At 49.0% G+C, this 25726-nt stretch carries 25 protein-coding genes; 9 read left to right on the top strand and 16 right to left on the bottom strand.

Features of this window, described 5'->3' with window-relative positions:
- Positions 1-27 precede the first annotated feature (27 nt).
- The 9 genes from M1D70_RS14905 to M1D70_RS14865 form a co-directional block, all read right to left on the bottom strand.
- Positions 28-561, bottom strand: coding sequence for a GNAT family N-acetyltransferase (locus tag M1D70_RS14905; protein ID WP_456290316.1), 534 nt, complete (start codon positions 559-561; stop codon positions 28-30).
- A gap of 132 nt (positions 562-693) precedes the next feature.
- Positions 694-1596 carry a metal ABC transporter permease gene (locus M1D70_RS14900; RefSeq protein ID WP_456290315.1) on the bottom strand — a complete coding sequence of 301 codons (903 nt, stop codon included), beginning with the start codon at positions 1594-1596 and terminating at the stop codon, positions 694-696.
- Positions 1593-2531, bottom strand: a complete 939-nt coding sequence (locus M1D70_RS14895) for a metal ABC transporter permease (RefSeq protein ID WP_456290314.1) — start codon at positions 2529-2531, stop codon at positions 1593-1595. The genes M1D70_RS14900 and M1D70_RS14895 overlap by 4 nt, the downstream gene beginning before the upstream one ends.
- A 3-nt stretch (positions 2532-2534) precedes the next feature.
- Positions 2535-3263, bottom strand: a complete 729-nt coding sequence (locus M1D70_RS14890; protein ID WP_456290313.1) for a metal ABC transporter ATP-binding protein — start codon at positions 3261-3263, stop codon at positions 2535-2537.
- Between the two features lies 1 nt (position 3264).
- Complete coding sequence (locus M1D70_RS14885; RefSeq protein WP_456290312.1) at positions 3265-4236, bottom strand: metal ABC transporter solute-binding protein, Zn/Mn family; 972 nt, start codon at positions 4234-4236, stop codon at positions 3265-3267.
- A 381-nt stretch (positions 4237-4617) separates the two neighbouring features.
- Complete coding sequence (locus M1D70_RS14880) at positions 4618-5214, bottom strand: AAA family ATPase (RefSeq protein WP_456290311.1); 597 nt, start codon at positions 5212-5214, stop codon at positions 4618-4620.
- Between the two features lie 63 nt (positions 5215-5277).
- Positions 5278-5703 carry a GNAT family N-acetyltransferase gene (locus M1D70_RS14875; RefSeq protein WP_456290310.1) on the bottom strand — a complete coding sequence of 142 codons (426 nt, stop codon included), beginning with the start codon at positions 5701-5703 and terminating at the stop codon, positions 5278-5280.
- A 10-nt stretch (positions 5704-5713) separates the two neighbouring features.
- Positions 5714-6106 (bottom strand): VOC family protein, encoded by a 393-nt coding sequence (locus M1D70_RS14870; protein WP_009590218.1) that lies wholly within the window; start codon positions 6104-6106, stop codon positions 5714-5716.
- 79 nt (positions 6107-6185) lie between these two features.
- Positions 6186-6668, bottom strand: a complete 483-nt coding sequence (locus M1D70_RS14865) for a GNAT family N-acetyltransferase (RefSeq protein WP_456290309.1) — start codon at positions 6666-6668, stop codon at positions 6186-6188.
- Positions 6669-6882: 214 nt separating this feature from the next.
- Between M1D70_RS14865 and M1D70_RS14860 the strand changes: the two genes are divergently transcribed.
- Both M1D70_RS14860 and M1D70_RS14855 read left to right on the top strand, forming a co-directional pair.
- On the top strand, positions 6883-8007 hold the full coding sequence (locus M1D70_RS14860; protein WP_456290308.1) for a DUF4261 domain-containing protein: 1125 nt from the start codon (positions 6883-6885) through the stop codon (positions 8005-8007).
- Between the two features lie 245 nt (positions 8008-8252).
- Positions 8253-9188 carry a tyrosine-type recombinase/integrase gene (locus tag M1D70_RS14855; protein WP_456290307.1) on the top strand — a complete coding sequence of 312 codons (936 nt, stop codon included), beginning with the start codon at positions 8253-8255 and terminating at the stop codon, positions 9186-9188.
- A gap of 243 nt (positions 9189-9431) precedes the next feature.
- On the opposite strand, the gene M1D70_RS14850 is transcribed toward M1D70_RS14855, so the two are convergent.
- Positions 9432-9932: a DinB family protein gene (locus M1D70_RS14850; RefSeq protein WP_456290306.1), complete on the bottom strand. Its 501-nt coding sequence runs from the start codon at positions 9930-9932 to the stop codon at positions 9432-9434.
- A gap of 133 nt (positions 9933-10065) precedes the next feature.
- Positions 10066-11688, bottom strand: a complete 1623-nt coding sequence (locus tag M1D70_RS14845; protein WP_456290305.1) for a bifunctional metallophosphatase/5'-nucleotidase — start codon at positions 11686-11688, stop codon at positions 10066-10068.
- A 189-nt stretch (positions 11689-11877) separates the two neighbouring features.
- Here M1D70_RS14845 and M1D70_RS14840 point away from each other — a divergent pair, with 189 nt between their 5' ends.
- The 7 genes from M1D70_RS14840 (at position 11878) to M1D70_RS14810 (ending at position 17549) form a co-directional block, all read left to right on the top strand.
- Positions 11878-12855, top strand: a complete 978-nt coding sequence (locus M1D70_RS14840; protein WP_456290440.1) for a phosphate/phosphite/phosphonate ABC transporter substrate-binding protein — start codon at positions 11878-11880, stop codon at positions 12853-12855.
- 20 nt (positions 12856-12875) lie between these two features.
- Positions 12876-13649, top strand: a complete 774-nt coding sequence (gene phnC, locus M1D70_RS14835) for a phosphonate ABC transporter ATP-binding protein (RefSeq protein WP_456290304.1) — start codon at positions 12876-12878, stop codon at positions 13647-13649.
- Positions 13646-14470: a phosphonate ABC transporter, permease protein PhnE gene (phnE, locus tag M1D70_RS14830; RefSeq protein ID WP_456290303.1), complete on the top strand. Its 825-nt coding sequence runs from the start codon at positions 13646-13648 to the stop codon at positions 14468-14470. Before phnC ends, phnE (M1D70_RS14830) begins: the two co-directional genes overlap by 4 nt.
- Positions 14467-15270: a phosphonate ABC transporter, permease protein PhnE gene (gene phnE / locus M1D70_RS14825; RefSeq protein ID WP_456290302.1), complete on the top strand. Its 804-nt coding sequence runs from the start codon at positions 14467-14469 to the stop codon at positions 15268-15270. The genes phnE (M1D70_RS14830) and phnE (M1D70_RS14825) overlap by 4 nt, the downstream gene beginning before the upstream one ends.
- Before the next feature lie 75 nt (positions 15271-15345).
- Positions 15346-15528: a hypothetical protein gene (locus M1D70_RS14820; RefSeq protein WP_009590220.1), complete on the top strand. Its 183-nt coding sequence runs from the start codon at positions 15346-15348 to the stop codon at positions 15526-15528.
- A 400-nt stretch (positions 15529-15928) separates the two neighbouring features.
- Entirely contained in the window at positions 15929-16504 is a 576-nt protein-coding gene (locus tag M1D70_RS14815; RefSeq protein ID WP_009590222.1) for a sigma-70 family RNA polymerase sigma factor, read from the top strand.
- Positions 16494-17549, top strand: coding sequence for a hypothetical protein (locus M1D70_RS14810; protein WP_009590219.1), 1056 nt, complete (start codon positions 16494-16496; stop codon positions 17547-17549). Before M1D70_RS14815 ends, M1D70_RS14810 begins: the two co-directional genes overlap by 11 nt.
- 85 nt (positions 17550-17634) lie before the next feature.
- Here M1D70_RS14810 and M1D70_RS14805 read toward each other — a convergent pair whose 3' ends face one another.
- From M1D70_RS14805 to M1D70_RS14785, 5 genes are all read right to left on the bottom strand, one after another.
- On the bottom strand, positions 17635-18630 hold the full coding sequence (locus M1D70_RS14805; protein WP_456290301.1) for an alpha/beta fold hydrolase: 996 nt from the start codon (positions 18628-18630) through the stop codon (positions 17635-17637).
- Between the two features lie 252 nt (positions 18631-18882).
- Complete coding sequence (locus M1D70_RS14800; protein ID WP_456290439.1) at positions 18883-21912, bottom strand: Ig-like domain-containing protein; 3030 nt, start codon at positions 21910-21912, stop codon at positions 18883-18885.
- 233 nt (positions 21913-22145) lie between these two features.
- On the bottom strand, positions 22146-23237 hold the full coding sequence (locus M1D70_RS14795; RefSeq protein ID WP_456290300.1) for a peptidylprolyl isomerase: 1092 nt from the start codon (positions 23235-23237) through the stop codon (positions 22146-22148).
- A gap of 292 nt (positions 23238-23529) precedes the next feature.
- A complete protein-coding gene (locus M1D70_RS14790) occupies positions 23530-24882 on the bottom strand; it encodes an amino acid permease (protein ID WP_456290299.1) in 1353 nt (450 codons plus the stop codon).
- 106 nt (positions 24883-24988) lie between these two features.
- A complete protein-coding gene (locus M1D70_RS14785; RefSeq protein ID WP_456290298.1) occupies positions 24989-25702 on the bottom strand; it encodes an alpha/beta hydrolase in 714 nt (237 codons plus the stop codon).
- Between the last annotated feature and the right edge of the window lie 24 nt (positions 25703-25726).

The following is a 25726-nucleotide window of genomic DNA, read 5'->3' as shown; positions in this document are numbered from 1 at the left end:
GCACATACTCCTTTCCAAGACGGTCGGTCATTTTCTGTCGTCGAATTCTTCTTTCAGGATGGAGAATAAATAGGAATCATGATAACGGCCTTTAAACCATAAGTGCTGCCGTAGATGCCCCTCCTGCTTCATCCCGATGTGACGCATGACGCTAGCAGACCCGACGTTTCCCGGCCGACAGGTGGCATAGATCCGGTTGACTCCCAGTTCCTCGAAGCCGAAGCGACACATGACCCTAGCGGCCTCGGTAGCATAACCCTGCCGCCAATAAGCGGGATTCAGACAGTATCCAAGCTCGGCATTCGTATCGGATCGATGAAGCCCTACGCCACCGATCAACGAACCGCCATCCTTTAATACGATCGCCAGCTCGTAGCTATCACGGGGGCTCTGCTCTATCATTTGGCGGATTTCCCCTATATATTTCCATGTATCTTCTTCCGTATTGGGTCCCCACATCGTATACTCGGTCACTCTTGGATCTGAAGCATAGGCATGAATACTCGCAAAATCCTCTTCCCGGAAATCGCGGATCGTCAGTCTAGGGGACTCTAACTGCATATGTACCTCACTCCTTCATGAAGCCTCCAGCACAGGGGGAGGCGATTTTTTCCAATTATACCACGCTGTATGTCGCAAAATAAAAAAAGAAGCCGGGCTGCCTATCACCCAAGCTTCTTTCAATATCTCACATTAAGAAATTCCATCCAGTTTCTCTTCCCTGTCATGCGTTTTGAACTTATGAATATAACGGGAAAGCACGCCATGTCGCGGAGATGACAGAAAGCTGATGATAAATACGATTCCGGTTGCGAATGCCATGGATCCCGAAATGGAGGTGTCCAGCCATACCGCGATATAATAGCCCATGAATGCCGATATGACGCCAAAGGCCCCGCTTAGCACCAGCATGATGGAGAGTTTATCGGTCCACAGATAAGCAGCTGCGGCAGGTGTTATTAGCATAGCCACCACCATGATCGCCCCTACGGCATCAAAAGATGCCACAGTTGTGATGGAGACGAGCGACATGAACACATAATGCATGAGCACGACGGGAATGCCGATGCTGGCCGCAAGTGCCGGATCAAAGGAGGTGATCTTCCATTCCTTATAGAATACCAGAATCACGATAAGCACGACCAAGAGAACGGCTGCCAGCATGAAGGTCGCTTTCGGTACCTCGCCTAGAAGCGGAACGTGCATCACGTCCCATGGCACAAACGTGATTTCGCCCATGAGCGCATGCTTTGTATCTAGATGGGCGTTGCCAACCTGTGTCGCAATTAGAATGACGCCAATGGCAAACAAGGTTGTAAAAACAACGCCGATGGATGCGTCCTGCTGCACGCCCCTGGAATGAAACCATTGAACAAGTACCGCCGTCAGCAGGCCGGCTATGATCGCACCGATCAGCATATGCGGACCGCTGAGTTCTCGGGTAACGATAAACGCCGTTACGATGCCGAGCAGCACGGTGTGGCTGATGGCATCGGCCATCATTGCCATTCTGCGCAGAATCAGGAACGCGCCGACGATGCCGCAGGACAATCCGACGAGTGAGGCTGTGAGTAAGATCCATGCGGTATACGTCATTGATTGCTCCCCCTCTCGGATATCCGGGAACTTATAACGGCTTGACTACCCGCTTCGACATGCTGTTTTTTCTGGGAGCGGAGCTGTAGAGCCTGAAGCAGCAGACCCTTCTCTGCCCCGAAGACCAGAGAGATCGTGAACAACACGGAGGATGCTACAACGATGAACGGCCCTGTAGGCCATCCCTTTCCCAGAGTGCTTGCGAGCGTACCGACAAACCCGGCGCCGCCTCCAAATACAGCCGACAGAATGACCATCATTTTGAAGGATTGAGTCCAATATCTTGCGCTGACAGCCGGAATGATCAGCATGGCCGCCATCAATATAACACCGACGGCCTGAATGCCGATGACGATGACAAGTACGAGCACCCCCATATAGAAGGAATTCATCAGGCGGCTGTTCATCCCTAACCCCCGGGCAAAATCGGGATCAAACAGAAATAGCTTCCATTCTTTAAAACCAATCGAGACAACGAGAATGACCAGAACAGCCAGGATTAACATCGTGAATACATCCTTGCGAACCATGGATGCTGCCTGACCGAATATAAAGTTATCCAGTCCGCTTTGATTCCCGCCGGCCGTACGGTTCACGATCGTCAGCAGCATAATGCCCAAACCGAAAAACACGGATAGAATCATGCCCATCGCCGTATCCTCTTTAATGCGGCTGGAGGTCCGAATCCACTGGATCATCCAGGCCCCGATTAATGCGCTGGCGGCTGCCCCGATAATCATGACCAGCAGGTTCTTGCTTCCCGTCAAAGCAAATGCGATTACCACACCCGGCAGCGCCGCGTGAGACAATGCATCGCTCATCAAGCTCTGCCGCTTCCAATAGGCAAGACAGCCGATCATGCCGGCTGCCATGCCGAGAATTAACGTGCTTAACAATACCCACTGCGTATTCGGCGATAATAATGATTGGAGCATGCTCTACGCCTCCTTCATCCAGCGAAGTGAACCGCCGTATGCGCGGTAAACTTGATCCTTCGTGAAGACGTCTTCCGTCTTCCCGTGCGCAATGACCGTACGGTTCAACAACAGCACATGGTCGAAATAATCTTCAACCGTCTGCAGATCATGATGGACCACCATCACGGTTTTGCCCGCCGTTTTCAGATCCTTCAGGGTTGTCATAATTGCCCGCTCGGTTGCGGCATCGACTCCAGCTAACGGCTCATCCATGAAATAGAGATCGGCATCCTGAACGAGCGCCCTTGCGAGAAATACGCGCTGCTGCTGTCCGCCGGAGAGCTGACTGATCTGCCGGTCGGCAAAGTCTGCCATGCCCATCTGATCAAGCGATGCCATCGCTTTTTCCTTATGACTCTTGTTTGGCCGTTTCAGCCACCCCACCCGTCCGTATAACCCCATCATGACGACATCCAGCGCATCGGTCGGGAAATCCCAGTCCACGGATCCCCGCTGCGGCACATAGCCGACGCGAGTTTTCGTTTTGCTTAAGCTGGACCCGAAGAAGGAAACATTCCCCGACAGCTTCGGATGAAGCTCCAGCATGACCTTCAGCAAGGTGGATTTGCCGGCGCCGTTCGGCCCGACGATACTGGTTAACGAGCCCTGCTCCACGTTGAAGGACACGTCGTGAAGCACTTTATTTTTTCGATACGATGCATGGAGATCTTGAACTTCAAGTACAGACATCTTATTCACCACTTCCTGTTAGCGCATGATAGATTGTTTCGACATTATGACGGTACATTCCGATATAAGTGCCTTCCGTCGTTCCCGTCTCGCCCATGGCATCGGAGAAGAGCTCGCCTCCAAGCTTAATGTCTAGCCCTTTCTTGGCAGCTCCTTCAATGACGGCATTGATCGATGCCGGGTTGACGCTGGATTCGACGAACACGGCGGGCACCTTGTGCTCCAGCAGTAGGTCGATCGTGCCGTTAATATCCGAGAGGCCGATTTCATCCTCGGTGCTCAGGCCTTGAAGACCAACGACTTCCAGACCATGCATACGGCCAAAATACCCAAAGGCATCATGAGCGGTAACCATGACCCGCTGCTCTTCCGGTATTTGCCCCAGCTTATCCTTCGCCTCCGCCTTCAGCTCATCCAATTGCGCAAAATACTTCTGCTTGTTCTCTTCAAAATAGTCGGCATCGGCGGGAGACAGCGACTTTAGCTCTTCCACTGCAGAGTCCAAGGAGGTCTTCCATAGATCGATATCAAACCATACGTGAGGATCGGTCGCCTGCGTGTCATCCTGAAGCAACTGATCCTTCGGAATGGCGTCCGCTATCGCGAGCACGGGTTTGTTTTTTCCGATCTGTTCGAAGATTTCCGTCATATTGCCTTCCAGATGAAGACCGCTATAGAAAATAACGTCCCCGCTATCCAGCTTCTTGATATCGCCTTGAGTGGCATTATATAAATGCGGATCGACGCCAGGTCCCATCAAGCTCAGCACCTCCACCCGATCTCCTCCGATAACGGAGATGGGTTCCGCAATTTGTCCAATGGTTGTCACCACGCGTATTTTCTTATCTTGCTGCTCGCTTGCCGCGCCGTCCTGCTTCGCTTCTCCCGATGCGCATGCGGATAATACCAGCAATATACCCAGAATGGCTGCCCCCATGAATATCCTGCCTCTACTAGTCCTCTTGTTCTTCATCTTTTTTTCTCCTCCACTCCAAATAAATAATGAGTCGACCATTCTAATGTAAATGATAACCTCGTCCTGCCGTCATCCAATTATTTTGCTTTAGTGCAACTTTAATTCCTATGTACAAAAAATAATCCATCTTTAGGTTTTTGTCAATGTTATTTTATAAATTCGTACACGCCGTATTTCAATCCACTTCTTCAAAAGCTTGATTTAATCCATAATATCCATATCATCAGCATATGTTTTTCGCATAGGCAAACTATTTAGCTATAATCAAATATTTTAATAGGTCAGGTTCCACTCATATTCCATGCACAAAAAAAGACGACCTCTCATGAAGAGAAATCGCCTTCTTTTCTTATTGTTTGATCAATCACAACCCTTTGCTTACCCGAAAAACCGAATGTGCGCAAACTTGGTTTTTAAACGGTCGAATTTCTTCCGGCTATTGCTGCGGTTATCGGGCAATAACTTCACATCGGCCAAAGCACCGATGGTTTCTACCACCTCGTCGATTGACAGATGATCGGTATCGATATGACGCTGGAACACTTCATTCGAGAATCCGCTCATGCACCGATCGATTTGCTGCGCTGCCCACGAATTCGCACCTTCCCCTCGGCTCCGCAATCGTCTTAGCAGGACTTCCTTGGAAGCACACAACGTGAAATGCTGGACAACCACGCCGTCCCGTCTCAGGTTCCCAACGATTTCATCGAAATATGCCGCGTTTGATATGGTCATCGGAGCAATGATCAATTGTTCGGATTCCTGGTCCATATGCTTAAACATGGAGTAATTAAACTCCCTCCACATCGGATAATGCTGAAAATCATCGCGTGTGGCATCCTTCGGAAGATTATCGCGAATGAAATAACCTGCATTTTCCGGATCGTACACGTACGAGTTCGGTATTCTTCGCTGCAGCTCATGCGCAGCCTGGGTTTTACCCGAGCCGAATGCGCCGTTCACCCAAATAATCATAGATGAAAGAACCCCTTCCTTAACAGGGCTTTGCTTGTATCAAATGTCGTCCCTTATGTAAAATTAAGCTTTTCTCAGAAAGTCCGGCAATCGAGTCAATGTTTTTCCATGATCGCGGACAAATCCATATTGTTCGTATAGGCCATGAGCATCCCGGGTCGACAAGATGCCGAATAAATTTCGGTAGTCATCGCTGGTGGTAATCGTTTCGATTAACTTCTTTCCTATGCCATGCCCACGGTAAGACTCATCCACAAACACATCGCATAACCAATACACGGTTGCGTCGTCGGTCACGACCCTTGCAAATCCGATCTGCCGGTTGTCGAGATAGGCTCCAAAGCATGTTGAGCCTTCTAGCGATTTCTTGATTTTCTCATCGGAGCGTTCGTTAGCCCAATAGCTTTGACGCAAAAATTGTACAATGACGTCCATATTCAGGAGGGAAGGGTCGCTGCTAATCAAAACCTGCTTTGTATCGATGTCCATCTTCACACCTTCAATTCCTTTTACCGGAGCCAAAAGCAATCACGTAATTATCCGGATCTTTGATCGCAAAATCCTTCCACACGCCCCAATCTGCTTCCATGAGCACAGGCTCCTGTACCACTTCGGCCCCGCTGGAGGTCAATTCTTCATATAATTCATCTAATTCTTGGTGCGTATCCACATAAGCGTATGTATCCCATGGCGTCTGTTGGTCCTTGCCTGCCGGATTCGGGTTAACGTCCGTAATCGCTGCCGCCTGAATCAGTTTGAAACCGAGCGCAAAATTATCCCTGACCGCCCAAACATCGTTCACTTCACAACCGAGCACCTCTTCATAAAACTGCTTGGATCGGGAAATATCGGATACCAATCGAACTTGTGCTGAGAATTGAATCTTGCTCATAAGATCATCTCCGGCTACTTTTCCTTCCATAATACAATCGTCCGATACGCTTAACAAGAACTTTTCGTAAGAGCTGGCACTAGGAATAAAATTCGATGGCAGGGTTGCCTGCATACGTGGTTTCCGAATATTCGCCCGCCTTATATTCCGAGATGATCGTTGTCCAGAAGTTTTGCGCCGGCAGATTTTTTTCCAACCAAGCGATGCTCCACTTCCCCCTGAACCACTCGAATACTTGGAAAGCCGCCTGTTTGCCGATAGCCTGCTTGCGGTATTTCTTAAGAATAAAAAATTCTGCCATGGAGTAACCGGGATCTGAAAGATCTGAGGCTTCGATTTCCCTCACCAACACAAATCCGGCAAGCTTCCCGGATACTTTGACAAAGTAAGGGTGGCGTCCCTCTTCGGTCCAGTAATGGTCTAAATACTTATAATCGTAAAGACCGTGCTCGTTAACGTCATTATCGCTGTCATCCTCATACGGACTCATATCGTATTGATATAACTCCATGAGGCTGCGCAATACGCTCTTCTGTTCATATGAAATCCTTGCAAGTTTCACATTCTCACCTCTCATGACAACTCAGCCATTTTTAATTTTAACGAAACACCCTATTCCACATTCTATGTAACCAACCTGCTAGTTATATGTGAAGAAGGCAATGGTCATACCATCTTCTGGTCATAAACTAGCAATTTCCATCTATTGCTGAGCCATTCAATAGCTTGTAAAATATAACAGTTAATATATCACACATATTTAAGGAGAGAAACCCATGACGACAGTCCAACAGCAAGCAGCCAAGCGAGCCATGATCGAATGGCTGGCTAATGAACGAGAGCTTGGACATAAGCCCAGCAAAATCGAATTAGCAGGAGAATTCAATCTCCATGGCATGCATTACTACATATTCAAATATAAGAAGACCATGCTTGGTAAATGGCTGGTTGGCGTGTGCGGCGGTTATGAACATGCCTCGGACACCGAGCATTGCGGTCATGTATTCAGTGAGATGCAGCCTTATTATCCTGCTACCGCGGAGGAGCAAGCGATATCCATGGTCAATATGATCCGGGAGTATTGGATGCAGCAGGCGGCGCAGTATGAATCGGCGGAGAATCCAGAGGATAACGCGACAGATAACCAAACGTCATCCGGCATATTCAACGGCTTCGTGCTGTTGAACTCGCCCGAATGCGATCTGGAGCAGATCAGAGCTAATCTACTGCGCGATTGGAGCATCTCCTGCTCCCCCGAAAACAGCAGCGCCGAAGAGGAGAAGGAAGGAATGCTGGTCTTTGAGGCGGAGGGCTGCATGATTGCAGTCAGCTTCGTCGATGCCCCGGTGCCGGATGGCGAGGCCGAGCATTACGCTCAAGGGAACTACCTGTGGCCCGAGGCTGCCGAGGTCACCCAAACCCATGTCGCCCAGCTTATTCTGGCCGTGCTTAAGCGCTCCGCGTCTCCGCTGGATAGCGGCAAAGTGTTCGCCAAACTGGCGGCCAGCTGTCTGAAGCTGCCGAATGCCGTCGGGCTCTATTCGTCCGGCACCGTATTTCAGCCTGAGTTCTATATCGAGATGGCCGAGACGATGAAGACCGAGGATCTGTTTCCCCTGTTAAATCTCGTATATTTTGGTCTAGTTGGCACCGAAACCGGAATTAACGGATATACCTATGGGCTCAGAGCCTTCGGCAAGGACGAGATCGAGGTGCTGGACAGCCAGGCTACCCCTGCCGAGCTCCGTGAATTCCTGATGGACATTGCTTTATACATCGTGGAGCAGGACGTCACGCTAAGGGACGGGGAAACCATCGGCTTCTCCGCGGAACAGAAGCTTCCGATTACCCGCTCCGAGGGCGTGTATATTCCTGATGATACTCTTAAAATCAAGTATTGAATTTAACGAATCAACTCTCCAACAAAGCATGCCAAGTCATCGATATGGACTTGGCGTGCTTTTTATATATATCCCACGAAATGCGCCTTTCTTAACGGCTTCCATTCCATGACGGAGCTTGCAACAGGCATACGCTGGCAGCCGCTATCATTTTGCCAAATTGCTCGATTTTGCTATAATATAAATTGCATTAAATCTATATTTAATGCAATTTCTGTTCTAAACGATTGGACGGGTGTGAAGCGATGTACTATACCGAAGTTTTTGAGCACTATGAGCGGGAAATGAAGCTGTTTCTCTCCTATATGAAGGATCGCGAATACGCCAAGGATACACAACAAGCCTATCTTCATGATATCAAGCACTTCCTGAACAGCCTTGAGGGGAAACCCATCACGGAAGTCACGGACATTGATGTGATGTATTATCTGACGCAGGTGCGGGAAAGCGGTGCCGGCGCGCGATATCGAAATCGCTGCCAGTCCGCCATCCGTCTCTTCTATAAAGTCATGATCCGTTTCAAATTGGCGAGCATCAATCCTGCCATGGATATCGAAAAAGCCAAGGTGGAGAAGAACCGTCAGCCTACCTATCTTCAAAAGCCGATTCTGGATGCTTGCCTGAATGGAATTGAAGGAAGATATAAAATCCGCGACGTGACCATCATCGCGCTTATGGCTTATGCGGGTCTTCGGGTTAGCGAGATCGTGAAGCTGAACCTATCGGACTTTGATATGGAGAACTCCAGCATCGCAGTGCTGGGTAAGGGCAATAAATGGAGATACATCCCCCTCCCCGCCGAATTGAACAAGCTGCTGCATATGTACCTCGAAGAACGGATGGTTCCCAGAAGCACAAAGGATAACGCCTTCTTCGTATCGCAGTTTCGGCGCAGAATCAGTAAACGCATGGTGCAGACGATAGCCGAGAAGACGTTTGAGGCGATGACCGAGCAGTTTCCGCAGTTATCCGGTCAATCTCTATCCGCTCATAAGTTAAGACACTCCTTTGCCACCGAGCTGCTGCGCAACGGGGCTGATCTGCGTGCTGTGCAGGAGCTCCTCGGACACGAGGATATATCCACCACGCAGATTTATACCCATGTGCTGGATGAGACAAAAGAACGCGCCATGAACAAAATCCGCCCGGCGATCCCCCTTCTCTTCTCGACTAAGCCGTAAAGGAGTTGCACAAATTCTTGTTTAACCGTGGTTACCGCTCCACATTCTACCTGCACATGAATATAGCAGCCACCATGGTGACTCTACAATTTCCGATTCCCAGTACCGTATGCAAACAAGCAAGCAAAAAGTCTCCTATCCTAGGGGGCTTTTTTGCGGGAGGGAAAGATTCAACAAAAAAAGCCGCGAAATTCGCGACTTCATTTGCTTGAACAATGGCGAGTTTTACAAGCTCGTACACGTTCACAGCGGCGGGTGTTCCACTCCCATTTGTATCCACCCTTCCTTAGAAGGGCCATATACCGCCGGGATATTCAAACCCGCTTGTCGCATCAGAACGGTAACCTGTCCCCGATGGTGGACAATATGCTTGATCAATCCCATGAAGATGGTAGCATTGGATTCCTGACGACCGAAAGCATTCTGTACCTGCGTTAACGTCTCATCCGTCCATTGTTCTTCAACTGCTTTTGCTGCGTCGGAACTTAGAAGCTTAAACGTCTCCGAGATTTGCTTCGCTGCAGGTACTTCTGCTGAATTTGGTACCTGATCGATGACAAGGCCAAATTCAGACAAGTATTCAGGAATATTCGTTACGAAGTGCCATGCAATCCTTCCGAGCGTCCTCCCTTCAGGATATACTTGCTGCTGTAAGGATTCATCCGTCAAACTGTCTAAAATCCTTTGCGTTAGAGCGGCTTCGTTCTTCCATTCCGTGATGAAATCGGCAACGGTTCTATACATGATAACCCCTTCCCTCCTTGAGAAACTCGTTCTCTGCTTGGTAAAATCAGTTACACGTTCCTTCCCCCCGAGAGAGGAAGTCGGATGACGTGCTCAATCCAATCATAATCGCTAATAGTGACAAGTATTGTCATCAATACAAGATTTTATTTGCGATCTTTGGAAGCGGGGCATTGGCTTCAACGACCACTTTCCAATTGTGATTGCATGAAGCCGTTATGAACCCACGTCCCGATATATACTCCTCCACTAACTCTGCGGTATCGATGAGAATTTCGCGAATCACTCTCTTGCCCCGGAACATCACGTAGTCTCCTCCTCCGCTAGCCCGGTAGCTGTTCATGACCACATCCAGCTCCTTCTCGTCCGGGAGATCCACTCCGTTGTATTTCAGATTGATCACCCTGGATCCCGGGGGCTCCGCAATGTTTAGCGTATATTCAATGCCTTCCCACATGTCATAGTTATAATGCTGGGGTTTCGGCTCCAAATATGCCGGATTTACGGCAGGGCTCCCGTTCGGGCCGACCACGAAATAGCAGGCCGCCTGCTCCAGCGCGGCCCGGATGTCTTTGCCGGTCAGGCGCAGCACGACCAGGGTATTCGGAAACATGAAGTTCGTAAGAATATCCCGCCTCGTAATGATCTCTCCGAAGCCCTTGGAAGTTTCGCTTAGTAAAGCCGCGCAGGAAACGTTAACCCCTGCAAATTCAAGCTGCACGCGATGAATGAACTCGATAAAAGGATGCTCCGCAAGCCGGCAGGCTGCCGGATCGCTCAGGCTCATGCTGCCGTGAACGCGTCCAATCGTTTCGTTGAGCCATGCCTGCGTCCGGTCTTCGAGGTCCCCGCTGGAAGAAAGCACGGTCTTATCGGCCGCCGTCCCGTGCTCCGGTCGCAGCAGCTCGGCTCGTTTCTCCACGATGGCCCAGCGTTCTTGTTCCCGAACGAGATCAACGCTGATCTTGCCGATAGCCTGGCCGTTGCAGCCTGGCTGAACGACCGCCACCCCATGCAAATGCGTACCCAGCAGGCGATGTTGGTGCCCGGTGATCAGCACATCGATGCCCTCCACCTCAGCACACATCGCATAGGCCTGATTTTCTCCCGTCAGATTTTCCGTCGGCTCCCCCGTCTTCATATCACGCTCGAATCCGCCGTGGTATGCCACAACCATCACATCGGGCCGTTCTTCCCTTCGGATGCGCGGCACCCATTCCTTGACGGTTTCCAATGCATCATGGAATTCCAGACCCTGGATGTGAAACGGGTTTTCCCATTTCGGAATATAGTGCGTCGTCACGCCTAGAACCGCCACCTTGATGCCGTTCAGATCCTTGATCAGGTAAGGCCGTCCGAAAGCCGGCTTCTTGCTGCCCTGCAGTCGGATGCCTGCTGACAGCCAAGGGAACACGGAACTTCGCACGACGTTGTCCACGGTTCCCATACCATAATTGAATTCGTGGTTTCCCAGCACCGCCGCATCATAACCCAGTCCATTCATAGCCGCAATCATGGGGTGTATCTCGGCATTGTTTTTTAATGCATAGGCAGCCAGCGGGGATCCCTGAATCACATCTCCGTTATCAATCAGCAGCAAGTCCGGATGTCTGCGCCGTTCATCACGGATCAGGGACGCCAGCTTGCCGAGTCCGATATCCCGTTCGTCCCGGGTTCGGTAATCGGTTGGATACAGATGCCCATGCAGGTCGCTGGTAGCCAGCACGGCGATCGTTCTTGTGATCGTCGATTTCATGCCATCCCTCCTGTTCGTACCTTCTCCTTGCTATTCTATCAACCGAAATGCAGCTTTATATTAAAATTCCAAAACTTTACAAAGAGTTATCAATTCATTGACAGACCATTAACACTCCGTCCTTATAGTGAAGCAGGTAAGACAAAATATGATATCTAGAAAACGGAGGTCATTGCTTTGAAAAAATGGATGAAATTCACGATGCCCCTGCTCTTATCCGTCGCTGTCTTCAGCGGATGCGGAGGGAATGCCGACACCGGCGGCAAAGCCGCTGCCAACGCGAGCCAGGAGAAATCGCAAGGTACGAATGCGGACAGCAGCCCAGCATCGGAACCGACCGGATACGTCCCTGAAAAATTGACGGTGCAATTCGTCCCTTCCCAGAATGCGGACACGCTTGAGGCCAAAGCTAAACCGCTCGAGAAGCTATTGTCCGATAAAGTCGGCATCCCGGTAGAGGTTAGCGTATCGACCGACTATAACACCATCGTAGAAGCAATGGCTTCCAAGAAAGTGGACGTCGGCTTTCTGCCGCCCACCGCCTATGTATTAGCCAAAGAGAAAGGCGCTGCCGAAGTCATTCTTCAGGCCCAGCGTTTCGGCGTTAAGGATGAAACCGGCGAACCGACGGAAGAGCTTGTTGATTTTTATAAGGCGATGCTGATCGTGAAAAAAGACGCTGCCATTCAATCCGTGGCTGATCTGAAGGGAAAGAAAATCGCCTACCAGAACGTCTCGTCTTCTGCCGGCTATGTATGGCCGGCTGCGGTCTTGATGGATAACGGAATGGATCCGCTGAAGGATGTTCAGCCGGTTACGGTCAAAGGTCATGACCAGGCAGTGCTTGCCGTGCTGAACGGCGATGTCGACGCGGCAGCCATCTTCCAGGATGCCCGCAATGTCGTCAAGGGGGATTACCCGACCGTGTTTGAAGATACGCGTGTGCTGACCTATACCGAGAAGATTCCGAACGATACGATCAGCGTGCGTTCCGATATGAACCCCGAATGGGTGGAGAAGCTGCAAAACGCGTTTATCGAGATCGGACAAGACGAGGAAGGCCACAAAATCATTTCCGAAATTTACACGCATGAAGGTTATGTCAAATCGGACGACACTCAATTTGAGATTGTCCGGGAATATGGCGAAAAGGTAAAGACCGAGTAAAAGATAAGGGACTGAAAGCCATGATTGAAATTCGCAATGTTTCAAAAACATACGCTAATGGAACCAAGGGATTACATCATATAAATCTGACGATCGGCCGCGGCGAGTTCGTGGCGATCGTCGGGTTGTCCGGTGCCGGTAAGTCGACCCTGCTGCGGTCGATGAATCGGCTTCATGACATTAACGAGGGTGAAATCGTGATCGGCGGCCAATCGATAACATCGGCCAAGGGCAAGGAGCTGCGCCGCATCCGTCGGGATATCGGGATGATCTTTCAGAGCTTCAACCTGGTGAAGCGCTCTTCCGTGCTTCGCAATGTGCTGGCCGGACGCGTCGGCTACCATTCCACCCTGCGCACCCTATTGGGCCGTTTTCCCAAGCCCGATATGGACTTGGCCTTTCAAGCGCTGGATCGGGTAGGCATTGTCCAAAAGGCGTATGCCCGCGCGGACGAGCTGTCCGGCGGACAGCAGCAGCGGGTTGCAATCGCCCGCGTGCTGGCGCAGGAGGCCAAGATCATTCTGGCGGACGAGCCGGTGGCTTCCCTGGATCCTTTAACCACAAAGCAGGTCATGGATGATCTGAAACGGATTAACGCGGAATCCGATATTACGACCATCGTGAATCTGCATTCGATCGATCTGGCTAGGCAGTACGCTACGCGGATTATCGGTATGCGCGCCGGAGAAATTGTTTTTGACGGCCCCGTGTCGGACGCGACGGACGAGCGATTTACGGAAATATACGGACGGCCATTCGGCAAGGATGGAATATTGGAGGAAACGGCGGTATGAAGATGGAACTCGATACGGCGCCATTCGAGCAACCGGGGCAGCCTCCCCTGCTCCGTCCGAAACCACCGGGCAAACTAAAGCATTACTTAACGGCGGCTTTCCTGCTGCTTCTGGTATGGGGCAGTTCGCTTCAGACGGATGCTACCTTCAAGGAGCTTGTGGAAGGTCTGCCGAACATGCTCGACCTGCTGCGGGAAATGTTCCCGCCGAGGTGGAGCTATCTCGACAACATCTGGCAGGCGATGCTGGAGACGATACGCATGGCGCTGATCGGGACCACGCTTGGCGCCTTTTTGGCGGTTCCGGTGGCGCTGCTATGTGCAGGCAATCTGATCAAGAGCCGCTGGATCACTTATCCGATCCGCTTTTTGCTGAACTTGGTCCGTACGATTCCGGACCTGCTGCTCGCCGCTTTTTTTGTCGCGATACTGGGACTCGGTCCACTGCCGGGAATCTTTGCCCTATCCGTTTTTTCGCTGGGCTTGATCGCGAAGCTCACCTATGAAGCGCTGGAAGCAATAGATCCCGGTCCTCTGGAGGCCATGACTGCAGTCGGTGCAAATCTGGCACAGTTGATCGTGTATGGCGTCTTCCCGCAAATTCGGGCGCATTTCGCTTCCTTCACCTTGTACACGTTCGAAATCAACATCCGTGCCGCTGCCGTACTCGGTCTGGTAGGGGCCGGCGGTATCGGTCATTATTATGAAGTGACGCTCGGCTTCTTCGAATATGACAAAACATGCATGATCATCATCTTCACCCTGGTTATGGTCTTACTGATCGATTACCTTAGTACGAAATTGCGGGAGAAATGGATATGAGCAAATCATGGAACGACGTCGTTCCCCAACCGAAAAAAAGCCGCCTCCGCTTACTGATCTACGCCCTGCTTGCCGTTGTTTATATCTGGGCCTTTGCGGGCATTCCGTTCTCCGGGATCAAGGAGACCGCCGGTCAGGTGACGAAGGCCATATTCTCCGGTTTGTTTTCGCCGGATTGGGATTTTGTCTACTTGCCAGGCGGAGAAGATCTGCTTCGGGGCTTGCTTGATACGCTGGCCATTTCCATATTGGGGACGGTCATGTCGGCATTGATCTGCATCCCGTTCGCTTTCTGGGCCGCAGCTAACATGAGCCGGACGGTATTCGCTTCCGGCTCCGGCAAAACGCTGCTCAGCTTGATCCGCGTTTTTCCCGAAATCGTGATGGCGCTGCTGTTTATCAAGGCGGTCGGGCCCGGATCTTTTGCCGGCGTACTCGCATTAGGTCTGCATTCCGTCGGCATGCTAGGCAAGCTGTTCTCCGAAGAGGTGGAGCAGATTGATACGGGTCCGACCGAGGCACTGATCGCCGCGGGGGCGACGCGGCTGCAAATGGTGCGATTCGCCGTGCTGCCGCAGGTGCTGCCGGGTTTTCTCTCGTATATCCTTTACCGTTTCGAGATTAACCTCCGCTCCGCCACCATCCTCGGGGTCATCGGCGCAGGCGGCATCGGCACACCGCTCATTTTTGCGCTGAGCTCACGGAACTGGGACCGCGTCGGCATCATTTTGCTCGGCATCATCGTGATGATCACCGTGGTCGATTTCATTTCGGGATCGCTCCGGAAAAAGCTGGTTTAACCAAACCGTGAATAACTTTGGAAGCATCCTCCATACTAGGGAAGAACAACATATTTGAACCTAGGAGGAACCCTAATGCTCGACAACTTGGAAAGCGACTACGACTGCTCCAAAGCCGGCGACGATCTCCATCAACTTAAGCAAGAGCTTGCTGCGTTGCGGGGACAAGGCACTGGAGACTCGGAAACGCAGGAACGATTGAACCGATTGGAGAATCAAATCTCCTTCATCATGAACAAGTGCGACATTCATCATTAACGTGCAACCTCCCTCTTATATTCGAGATCTGTTATGATCTTGCCAATAACAATGTCACACCATTGATTGGCATGGATCTTCAAATCCCCTCCATGATTAAAAAAACCTCGTATCCGTGAAGGATACGAGGTTTTTAAGTTATTCCTTGTTGACCAGCAGATAGAGTATCGTCTACTTTTCCACGTATTCCGTAGTAAATGCACATCCCGCGCTTCTATAATAGAGACTGCCGAGTCATCATTTTATCAACCAATGTTATTTCCTTTCCTCCAGCTTACATCGGCTATAATCCAAAGTAACATAGCGATCGTTTAAGAAAAAAAATATACAAGAACCCGAACCTTTTTTCGATACAGAGACAATATAGGGTGTAAGCTGCTTACCCAGGAGGGCCCTCTGAATGCAAAGTGAATATATGTTCCAATTACTCAAACAAATGAAAGACGGTGATCAACTGGCATTTCATACGATGTATGATGCCACCTATCAGGACGTCTACCGGACCGTTTCCTTTCTGGTGGATCATCCGCAGGACCGGGAAGATGTCATGAATGAGATTTATATGCAAATGTGGACGTCGCTGGCCAATTACGATACGAACCGACCTTTCCATTTCTGGCTGCATGGCCTCGTCATCCGTCAAGTACAAAGATTTCGAGTCAAGCGCTGGCGGAGATTCCGAATCTTCGAGCGCATTCGTGCCTTCTCCCGGGAAGAGTCGCATTGGGATCAACCTTCGGTGTTGATGGACGGGACGAACCAAATGATATCGCAGGCCATTCACAAACTGACGGATAAACAGCGAACGGTCATTATCCTCCGCTTTTTTCACGACTATACGCTGGAGGAGATTGCGACCCTACTCGATATTCCGCTGGGTACCGTCAAGTCCAGATATCATGCGGGCATCCAGGCGCTTCGAAAAAACATATGGAATCTCCCCCCGGAAAGGATGGAAAAGATCAATGACTATTGAACGCAAAATCCGAGAGCATCTGCGCAAAGAAGCAGAAACGTTGGATTGCCCTCAAGCCATTACCCACCGAATCGAACAATCCTATACACAATATTTGCAAAGACAAAGGAGTGGAAAAACCATGAAAAAACGTTTTATAGCTGGAATAGTAGCAACGGCGATTTTGATTCCAACCGCAGCATTTGCTGCACCTACCCTGATTGAAATGCTGACCAGAACGCCGATGACCATTGAACAAGTCAAGACGGATGAGATTGGCAAAGCTACCCTTGAGAAGCTGTACCGCGCATTTCCCGAAACCAAAAAGTTTGAGATCATCGATGCAAGCACCGTTCAAGGTGTCCAAACCAGCATCATCCTCCAGGAAAAAGGAGGAACCGGCAAAAAGATAGCCCTTCATACCAACAGTATGACGGGTGAGATCGAACACGTGATTCAAGAGAATTGGGAGCCTAAGGAGAAGCCGCTCACGGCTTTAACCGAACAGGAAATCAAGTCGAAGGTCGATCATCTGATCCATGCGTTATACGGCAGCATCAAAGCGTATGAGTTTGCTATGGAGCCAATGGAGAACCCGGATCAGAAAACGTTGATGCTGAATTACACCCAAAAGGGATCAACAGTCCCCTTCTACCAGGTACTGGTTCAGGACCAATCCATCAGTCTTTCGCTGATTGGAGGTGAAACGTCGTCATCAGACGATAAAGTAGAAGGTTTCTTCACTACGAATGGCAAGCCTGATTATTTTGCAGATGCCTTTTTGAATGACGACAAACTTTTTTCCTTACTAAACATGAGCCCAATTGAATTAAAACAAGAATTAGCTAAAGGTAAATCCGTAGTGGAGATTGCAGCATCCAAAAATGTCTCGAAGCAGCAGGTTGTGGATGTCATTGCACAATCACAGGTTGATTTGCAAATCCAAAGCGAAGCGAATGGCGAACCTCCTGCCAACAACCTTTCAAATGATCAAATGTTAAAAGCTATTGAACCGAAAGTATTGCAAGTTATTGAATACAAAACGGTAACGCCATCGAAGAAATAACTCATTGATTCAACAAAAAGCCGGATTCCTTCATGAAGGAAAACCCGGCTTTTTCATTTGAATCCATTCTATACATACATTTTCGTTAAAGGGCTGGCCCCCCTTTTACTTCTTTGATAAATTCGCTAAAGGTTTCTGCAATGTCCTTGTACTTGGTATGATGCAGATAATGTTCTCCTTCAAGGGGTATTACTTTTCCGTGGTCAGAATCCTTTACCTGCTCTTCATGTAATGGAATCCAGGTTGGAAAGTCCGGATTATCCGCTTGTACAAAGAGAAGAAGCGGAAGATCTTTAGGGAAGGTTAAATCTTGTGCCCCTTTAAAATTAGAGGGAATATGCTCCATCTCGTTAAATATCGTGGCGGTTAACGCGTTTTTATTCGTAATCAATCTCATTTGTTCTTTGGTATGATCATCAAATGCTAGAGCAGCATAGGGATCGGGACCGAGTTTCATCATCAATCGCATAAGACCTGATTGTTTAAGAAACGCAAACTTTTTCATTGGGAATGTAACGTCCATGCCTGGTTGTGTCGGAACACTGCTATCAATGCCGACAAAAGCTATTACCTCGTTTGGATATTTGCTCACATAATCAATTCCGTAAATGCCTGCAATGGAATGGCCCATGAGCGTATAACGGTTAATATTAAGCTGCTGCAGAGCTTCATGGACTTCACTTACGATGTTATCCGCGGTTCGTTCTTTATCGGTTCCATCACTTAAGCCATAACCAAAAGGCTCAATGGCAACAACTCTATAAAATGGAGATAATTCATCGATCAGCAGCTTAAAATCAAGAGCGGGTGCTGCTGTTCCGGCACCTGGAAGGAGTACAATCGTTTCTTCGCCTGCTCCTTGAACATATACATTCATATTTTTGCCATCGACAGATACCTGTTGGCCATAGGGCTCTATTCGCTTCGCTTCGGAATGGCTGCTGATCACATTGCTGATATAAACAATGCCCAGAAAAAGAATGATGGCAATAACGATTGCTGCAATGATTTTAAGCACTATACTTCGTGCTTTCTTGGATTTCGTCCCGTTCCTCGTATTCATTTTCTCAGTTTGTGCCACGCTCATCTTCTCCTGTCCTGATCGGTTGGTTAGGCTTCCTCCATGTGCCGCTAATGAAATCTTAACCAATGAAGATGTACTCCCCGTAACGACAATATGAACGGAGTATGAACTGGCATAAAAAACTACGGTCTCACATGCAAGGAAGTTTGCGCATGAGCCGTAGCTTTGAGAATAATGGAATTTTAGGCTATGAATCTAATGAGTCCGTCAGCATGATATTGGTATTTATGACGGCGAATAAATAATCTGCTATGGATTATGGAGCGTTGCTGCATCACATATCAAATATTCCGCAATCTCGGTGGAGATAAACTTCCCTTTTTGTGCATGTACTTCTGAAATGAAACTGCTCAGGTTTTGTTTTTGCAATTTTTTCAGCAGACTGTTAGCAATCCCTTTGTTGTTGATTGTTCCCTCGTCTGCGAAACGTTGAACCAGTTCCTCAAGAGAGGCATAACTTGTTTTCACTTGGAAGTCTACGGATTGTGTAGATGCATTCCCTGCTAAGTCCATAGCCTTTATCGTAAATGTATGTGTACCCAGCTCAAATTTATATAAAGCTATATCCATTAGATCCGTTATGACCTTCCCATCCAGCATGACTTCGGTTTTTGCTTGGTCGATACCCGACAGCGTGTCGGCCATTTCAAATTCGGGTTGAAACGCACCCGTGTTGAATTCGGAGGATGCGACTTGGTTTATCGTAATCTCCGGAGCCGTCCAATCCACCGTAATATGGCTGGAAGCTTGAAAATCACCGTCGTCCGTCGTGGCCGTGATGATAGCCCTTCCTTCCCCTTCTGCAGTCACGATGCCATGATCGTCTACCGTTGCCACCCGCTCTTGATTCGTGCTCCATGTCATATTCTTATTGGTTGCATGATCCGGCAAAACCGTTGCTTGGAGCTCTACGCTTCGTCCGGAAGAGGAATTAAACACGAGCTCCGGTTTGTCCAACGTAATGCCTATAACGGGGACGTTATTAGAGGTATGCTCAACAATGAGTTCATTTAATGCAATGTTCCCCCATATCCGATTCCCGTCATTCACCTTTAGTCGAAGTTTATAGGCGTTTACCGTTGGAAAAGAAACGCTCTGGTGCTCTTTGGTGCTGTCATTAAACTCCCATTCGATCGATGCGTCAGATAAAGCCGTTACCCAGCGGCTACCGTCGAAATACTCCACGTCAAAATTAGTTATGCCTTGGCCGATTCCAAAAAACGTAACTAACGTAACCTTGTTGACCGGTACGCTATGATTGCCGTAGTCAAGGGTAATATAACCTGGGAAGGTAATATCACCGGTACTTCCCCATGCAGAGTTCAAATTGTTGTCGATGATGCTGGTAATGGTGCCTGCCCCCGTAGCAAAGGTTGTGGTGACCATATCTTTGGAAAGTTCAGGATTGTTATACAATTCAAGCTCGTTCAGTGCGATTCGCCCCGATTGGTTAGCACCGTCATGAACCTTCAACCTGATTTTAGAGAATCGAGTAAGTGGAAATTCCACGGATTTGATCTCGTTTGCCCCCGTGTTCAGATCCCAATTCAGATTAATATTTGTACGCAGGGGAATCCATCCCGAACCATTGTTGTATTCAAGATCAAAGTTCGTGATTCCCCATTCTTGCCCGTATCTAGTATTTAACTTCAATTGGTTGGCCATCAGCGTTTGCACGCCGAAATCGAGCGTGATATGGTTCGGAAATGAAGGCGTAATGCCGGTTTCCCATGCCGTGTCGTATTCATTATCGATGATATGTTCGATCGGACCTGAAGAGGACGATTCAAATGTCGTACTAGCAGCTGCCTGCGTAGCCAGATTGTCAACAGGTGTGCTGGCTGGACGTTTCGGAACGATGACGATCGGATCAGGCATGTTCCCGGCTGGTGGCACACTGCCCTCGTATTCGTGGGCACCGATATCGGGAGCGCCATTATATATCGGGTTGCCGAAATAATCCCGCCCTCCGTTATCGCTTACGCGAATGCCTGCTCCAATGAGTGGCGAATTCGCTTGCAATTGGTACCCATGTACTGTATCCATGCCATTCCCGCCGCTACCGGGATCAACGAATCTTGGATCGTCCGTTATCTTATGGGCATCGGCCTGCACCAGTGTGTTCCCTCCGTAATATGCGTTGTAGTCAAACGTCTGGCCCGTCAAGTCCCATCCCTTATCGCCGACGCTGTAGTACACATTATTATAGTTATGAATGTTGCGCGGAGCACCCGATGCCTTGGTGAAGTAATCGCTCATGACCGGGTTGCCGGATGATTTCCCTACGTATATCGTATTATTGTAGTTATAGACGTTATCAATGGAACCGCTGTATCGGAATATGCTTTTTCTGTCGTTTTGGCTAATGTTGTATCTAACGATGGTATTGATTGTGTAGTACGTGTCGTTTACGAACAGCATAAAGCCGCCAGCGTTATCATGACTGTAATTGTACTGAACCAACGAATTGATGTTTCCTGCATCCACGTCGAAGCCATGCCCGTCTTCCGCACCGTTCACGCTGGCAAACGATTCGTTGAATTGAACGAGATTATTGTCCGCATACGCCCACCAAATGGAAGCGTTGGTTGCCAAATACGTAGCTTGTTGGACGGTGTTGCGCTCGACTACCGCTCCATCGGTGACATTCCACGCGATGCCGCCCGTTGCTGCTCTGATGACCGTATTATTGGATATTTTCACTTGAGTAGACGGCGTCCAAGGCCCGTATGGTTTAGGTACCCAAGGCCATAAATCGCCCATTCCGTAGCGCAAGATACAATTGGAGCCAATGTATATGCCATAGGCATCCACGTCCGTCAGTATATTTCCGTCAATGAGAACATCGTTAAAAGCACTGGGTGTCATCGACCCAACCGAATCGAAAATAATCCCCCCGGAGCGTGTGGTATACGATCCATCGACATCATGGATGTTCATGTTTTTGATATAGATGTGATTTAATAAACCAGCTTCCTCATTCAAGATATAAACACCGCGCCTTTGGCCCCGCGGATTCTCCCAATCTCGATCAAAAGGCAGCGGCGAGCTGTTTGTTACCTCTAGGTTGTTGATTTCCCAGTACTCCTGGTTTTTCAAAAATACGGCTTCCAGTTCGGACGTAATTCCTGCGATTAATGGTTTGCTTCCGGAACCGTACATATCGATAATGATCGGATTTCCGCTTGAACCTGAACCTTTAGGCCACAGTCTGCCGTTCCAACTCTCCCCGGCTTTGAACAAGATTTTGTCGCCTGGGGCAAAGGTAGTCGCGTTCACTTTATCCAACGATCTCCATGCAGAGTCTTGACTTGTGCCATTATTCCCATCATCTCCCCCTGTGTTGTCCACATAATAAGTGGTTCCCGCAGCTAAAGCGGTCGACGGTGAAACGGTAACCCAATTGCAAACGAAAGAAAAAATCGAAACCATACAGATAAGCTTTTTGAAAAACGATTGGCTCAATCCTCTTCATTCCTTTCATTGTTATATATGTAATGCCAAATCGGCGATTACATCAGGAATTTTCTGTACAACTCCTCATTCAATACAACCTTCGCATCGGTTAACCGCTGACGTACGTACTCCTCATATTGGTTATCGATATAGTCCTTTAACACTTGTTCTCTTATACCGTCAAATCCCAGATACTTGGAACCTAACTGATCTTTCTCCATGCACAGCATGAGATAGAAGCTGCCGTTCTCTTCAATAATTTCGCTTACCTCTCCTGGAAGAAGGTCAGCCGAAGCTTGGGCTACCGGACTTCTGACATTGTGTCTGTAACTATCCAAGTTATAGACCTGCTCCGTAACCCGGTCATCTTGTTTAATGTCCTTTACGGCTTGCTCAAAAGAAACCCCGGATGAGATTTTCTCCCTAGCCGTCTCGATCTTCCGTTTCTCCTGCGTTTTGAGAAGTGTATCGACATTCCGATTGGCATCCAGAAAAGATAACGATAATTGTCGTACCTTCACCGTTGCGGGTGCATGGTACAACCTTCTCTTGTTCGCCTCGTAAAACGTGATCAGCTGTTGTTCACTCGGCTTCCAGTCATGTTCCATCAGATGGTTCTTGACCGATAAGACCGTGTTCGCCATCACGTATTCATAATAGGCTTCCTCCGTATATTGAGCAGGACCGAAAATTACCTGATGATTCTTGATGGCTTGTTGCCTTCTCTGATTTTCAAGGTTGAAATTTTGCATAAAACCGGCGTAACTGATATCGGGGAGCACTCCCTGCTCTTTGGCAAGGATCTGTCGAATTTTTTGATTGATGCTATCTTCGAGCGCCTTCTTTTTGATCAACTCGAGCGGAATCTCGTTACCTCCGTATGGCGTAGTCCAAAAAGCTGCCGACGGTGCAGCATCATATTTTTCATGGAAATACTTGATGATACCGGCTCGATTGGCATCGATGGCTCTTTGAAATTCGCTTACATGAATCTCTACTCCGTCAACTGTCGCGATATAATCGTCTTCATGATGTGTTTGTGTAAATGCAGGCTTTGCGATTAAAAGGATCGTCACCACGATCAAGACGAAGAATCCGGCTATGAACAGCCATTTCAGACTGCAAAATTTATGTACGATCAAACCCATCAGCACCCTCGTCATTAGATTTTTAATGAAGACGATCTACCAAGGCATCTCCAAAATATGTATAATTCATTATAATTTCCATAAGTAAGCGCTATCAATTTCTCCTTTATTACATTCCTTTCACTTTCTTTACTTGTTCCCACGCATAAAAAAGCGGCAGAGGATTCTTTCCTCTGCCGCCTTCTCTTCTAAATTAGGTTTTCTTGTTTGCAGCCATGCGGCTCGCAACCGGATAATGACACCATATCCAGCTTGTCCGATTACCGTGAAGTTGAAGCCCTTCATCCTTCCGTTATCCGACTCTGCTCTCTTTTTTGAATTTCATGATGGACCAAACAACCAGTAGCAGCAGTACGGCCAGACATACGCTGATGCTGACCCGGTTCTGACCGTCAATCAGAAACAGGACCGCGATCACTGACAAGCAGAGGGCAGTTACCCCGGTAATGTAGGGGAACCCCCATACCTTAAAGCTGGGCTGCTTCGGATAAGCTTTGCGGAGTTTCAGCTGCGAGAAACAAATGCAGATCCATACCAGCACAACGACGAAGCCTGGGACCGCCATCAAAACCCGGAACAGCTGGTCTTGCGCGATCAATCCAAGCAAGGAACCTGCTAATAGTATGATCGCGCAGAGTTTCAGCGTATTAAGCGGTATGCCTTTGTTCGTGGTTTTAGCCAGGCTCTTGGGCGCCTCTCCGGCGGCTGCCATGGAATAAATCATGCGCGTCGCGCCATAGATGCCGGAATTGGCTGCCGACAGCACGGCCGTCACGAGAATAAAATTCATGATGTGGGCCGTACCCTGAAGCCCGGTAGCCGACAGCACTTGAACAAAAGGACTCGTCTCTCCGCCGAGCTGGTTCCACGGAATCAATCCGCATATAATCAGAATCGGCAGCGTGAAGAACAAAATCACCCGTAAAATAAAATTGCGCACGACTTTCGGCAGGATTTTGTCCGCATGCTCGGTTTCGGTCAATGTGAGTCCGATCAGCTCGGAGCCGCCGTACGAAAAGGTAACGACCAGCAAGGCGGAAAAGATGGCGAACCATCCGTTTGGCAGGAACCCGCCGTGCGCTGTGAAATTGTGAAGGTACGGGGGAGCGGAGCTCGGAATCACTCCGAACATTAGTAAGCTCCCGAGCACGATAAAGATAATAATCATGGCGATTTTGATGCCAGCAAGCCAGAACTCTACTTCGCCAAAGCTTCCGACGCTCATCATATTGATGAGAATAATGAGCGCTGCGCTTGCCAGGCTCAGCATCCACAGCGGTACGTCGGGAAACCAGTACTGCAGAAAGCTGCCTGCCGCAATCACTTCGATCACGCAAACCGACAGCCACATAAAACAATACATCCAGCCCATGACAAAGGATACCCGCTCTCCGAACGCTTGCCGAACAAAGTCCTTCATGTTTCGACCCGGATATACCGTAGCCATCTCCGTCATGGCACCCATCACGACCAACAGCAGCAGTCCCGCAAAGATATAAGAGAAAATCACCCCAGGTCCGGCGAGACCGATCGTCTCGGCGCTTCCCTTAAATATGCCGGTGCCGATGACGCCGCCCATAGCCATAAAGCTGATATGCCTTGGCCTCAATTTCTTCTGTAGTGAATCTCCATCTTGTATTGCCATATGCATATCCTCCTGATGACGATCGTATAAACCCAATGATTAGTATAACCTTTTCGGTAAAGGAAGCAAAAGAAATTATTAGTTTACATAATATTTATTACGGTAACTATTCATTCTCTGAGTCCAATTCATGGATTTTGGAGACCAGGTCTTCCGAATTGGTACGGAACGTTTGGTTCGAATCGGTCCAGGCCGATTTCAGAAAATAGGACGCATGAAACCGCCATCCTTGATGATTCGGATTAAAATCCAATTGAATCTCGCGCCCCGGCCTTCCCCGGTACACTCTCGAACCGGGTTTGCGCCAGCTGCCGATTTGGGTGATCCTGTCCGTTTTCTGGCCCGTGATATATGTAAACCGGTTATTGTAGGGGATATCCTTCAAATAGAATTTGGGACACCCCACGGCAAACACCTGAACTTCCTGCAATCCAAACTTCTCTTTCATATATAATCCTGTCCGGTAGGCAACTACGCCTCCAGCACTGTGCCCAATCAGGATCAGGCGGTCGCAGCCTGCGGCATGGTCGCGGAGGATCTCCGCAGCGTTGATTACTCGAAGGGAGCACTCACGCGCCAGATCATAGCCGACTTGAGTAAGCTGCCGGGCCAACAGACGGAATAAAGCGGCCCCCTCCCTGCCGTTGGCCATCCCGTAAGGAAAGATCATCACAATTTTGGCATTTGGGTATCTTCGGGCTATCTCGCTGGCTGCGTCTTCAAAGTTATTCCGATAGGTCAGAACACCGGCAAAAAAACAAACGACCGAACTGCAATCCAGGGAACAGGTACTATAGGGGGATACAAATGCTTCTGTCATATTTCTCAAAGCCCCTCCTAGATC

Source organism: Paenibacillus sp. AK002, assembly GCF_053903045.1.
Note: the sequence above shows the minus strand (reverse complement) of the source record. Positions and strands in the feature narration are given on the sequence as shown.

Bases quoted from the DNA above. Each gene is read 5' to 3' on its own strand.
- phnE (WP_456290302.1), top strand. From the start codon at position 14,467: ATGAGCAAATCATGGAACGACGTCGTTCCCCAACCGAAAAAAAGCCGC.
- M1D70_RS14905 (WP_456290316.1), bottom strand. From the start codon at position 561: ATGCAGTTAGAGTCCCCTAGACTGACGATCCGCGATTTCCGGGAAGAG.
- M1D70_RS14785 (WP_456290298.1), bottom strand. From the start codon at position 25,702: ATGACAGAAGCATTTGTATCCCCCTATAGTACCTGTTCCCTGGATTGC.
- M1D70_RS14880 (WP_456290311.1), bottom strand. From the start codon at position 5,214: ATGATTATTTGGGTGAACGGCGCATTCGGCTCGGGTAAAACCCAGGCT.
- M1D70_RS14855 (WP_456290307.1), top strand. From the start codon at position 8,253: ATGTACTATACCGAAGTTTTTGAGCACTATGAGCGGGAAATGAAGCTG.
- M1D70_RS14890 (WP_456290313.1), bottom strand. From the start codon at position 3,263: ATGTCTGTACTTGAAGTTCAAGATCTCCATGCATCGTATCGAAAAAAT.
- M1D70_RS14870 (WP_009590218.1), bottom strand. From the start codon at position 6,106: ATGAGCAAGATTCAATTCTCAGCACAAGTTCGATTGGTATCCGATATT.
- M1D70_RS14900 (WP_456290315.1), bottom strand. From the start codon at position 1,596: ATGACGTATACCGCATGGATCTTACTCACAGCCTCACTCGTCGGATTG.
- M1D70_RS14845 (WP_456290305.1), bottom strand. From the start codon at position 11,688: ATGAAATCGACGATCACAAGAACGATCGCCGTGCTGGCTACCAGCGAC.
- M1D70_RS14895 (WP_456290314.1), bottom strand. From the start codon at position 2,531: ATGCTCCAATCATTATTATCGCCGAATACGCAGTGGGTATTGTTAAGC.
- M1D70_RS14810 (WP_009590219.1), top strand. From the start codon at position 16,494: ATGACTATTGAACGCAAAATCCGAGAGCATCTGCGCAAAGAAGCAGAA.
- M1D70_RS14795 (WP_456290300.1), bottom strand. From the start codon at position 23,237: ATGGGTTTGATCGTACATAAATTTTGCAGTCTGAAATGGCTGTTCATA.
- M1D70_RS14820 (WP_009590220.1), top strand. From the start codon at position 15,346: ATGCTCGACAACTTGGAAAGCGACTACGACTGCTCCAAAGCCGGCGAC.
- M1D70_RS14815 (WP_009590222.1), top strand. From the start codon at position 15,929: ATGCAAAGTGAATATATGTTCCAATTACTCAAACAAATGAAAGACGGT.
- phnE (WP_456290303.1), top strand. From the start codon at position 13,646: ATGAAGATGGAACTCGATACGGCGCCATTCGAGCAACCGGGGCAGCCT.
- phnC (WP_456290304.1), top strand. From the start codon at position 12,876: ATGATTGAAATTCGCAATGTTTCAAAAACATACGCTAATGGAACCAAG.
- M1D70_RS14875 (WP_456290310.1), bottom strand. From the start codon at position 5,703: ATGGACATCGATACAAAGCAGGTTTTGATTAGCAGCGACCCTTCCCTC.
- M1D70_RS14860 (WP_456290308.1), top strand. From the start codon at position 6,883: ATGACGACAGTCCAACAGCAAGCAGCCAAGCGAGCCATGATCGAATGG.
- M1D70_RS14790 (WP_456290299.1), bottom strand. From the start codon at position 24,882: ATGGCAATACAAGATGGAGATTCACTACAGAAGAAATTGAGGCCAAGG.
- M1D70_RS14840 (WP_456290440.1), top strand. From the start codon at position 11,878: ATGAAATTCACGATGCCCCTGCTCTTATCCGTCGCTGTCTTCAGCGGA.
- M1D70_RS14850 (WP_456290306.1), bottom strand. From the start codon at position 9,932: ATGTATAGAACCGTTGCCGATTTCATCACGGAATGGAAGAACGAAGCC.
- M1D70_RS14885 (WP_456290312.1), bottom strand. From the start codon at position 4,236: ATGAAGAACAAGAGGACTAGTAGAGGCAGGATATTCATGGGGGCAGCC.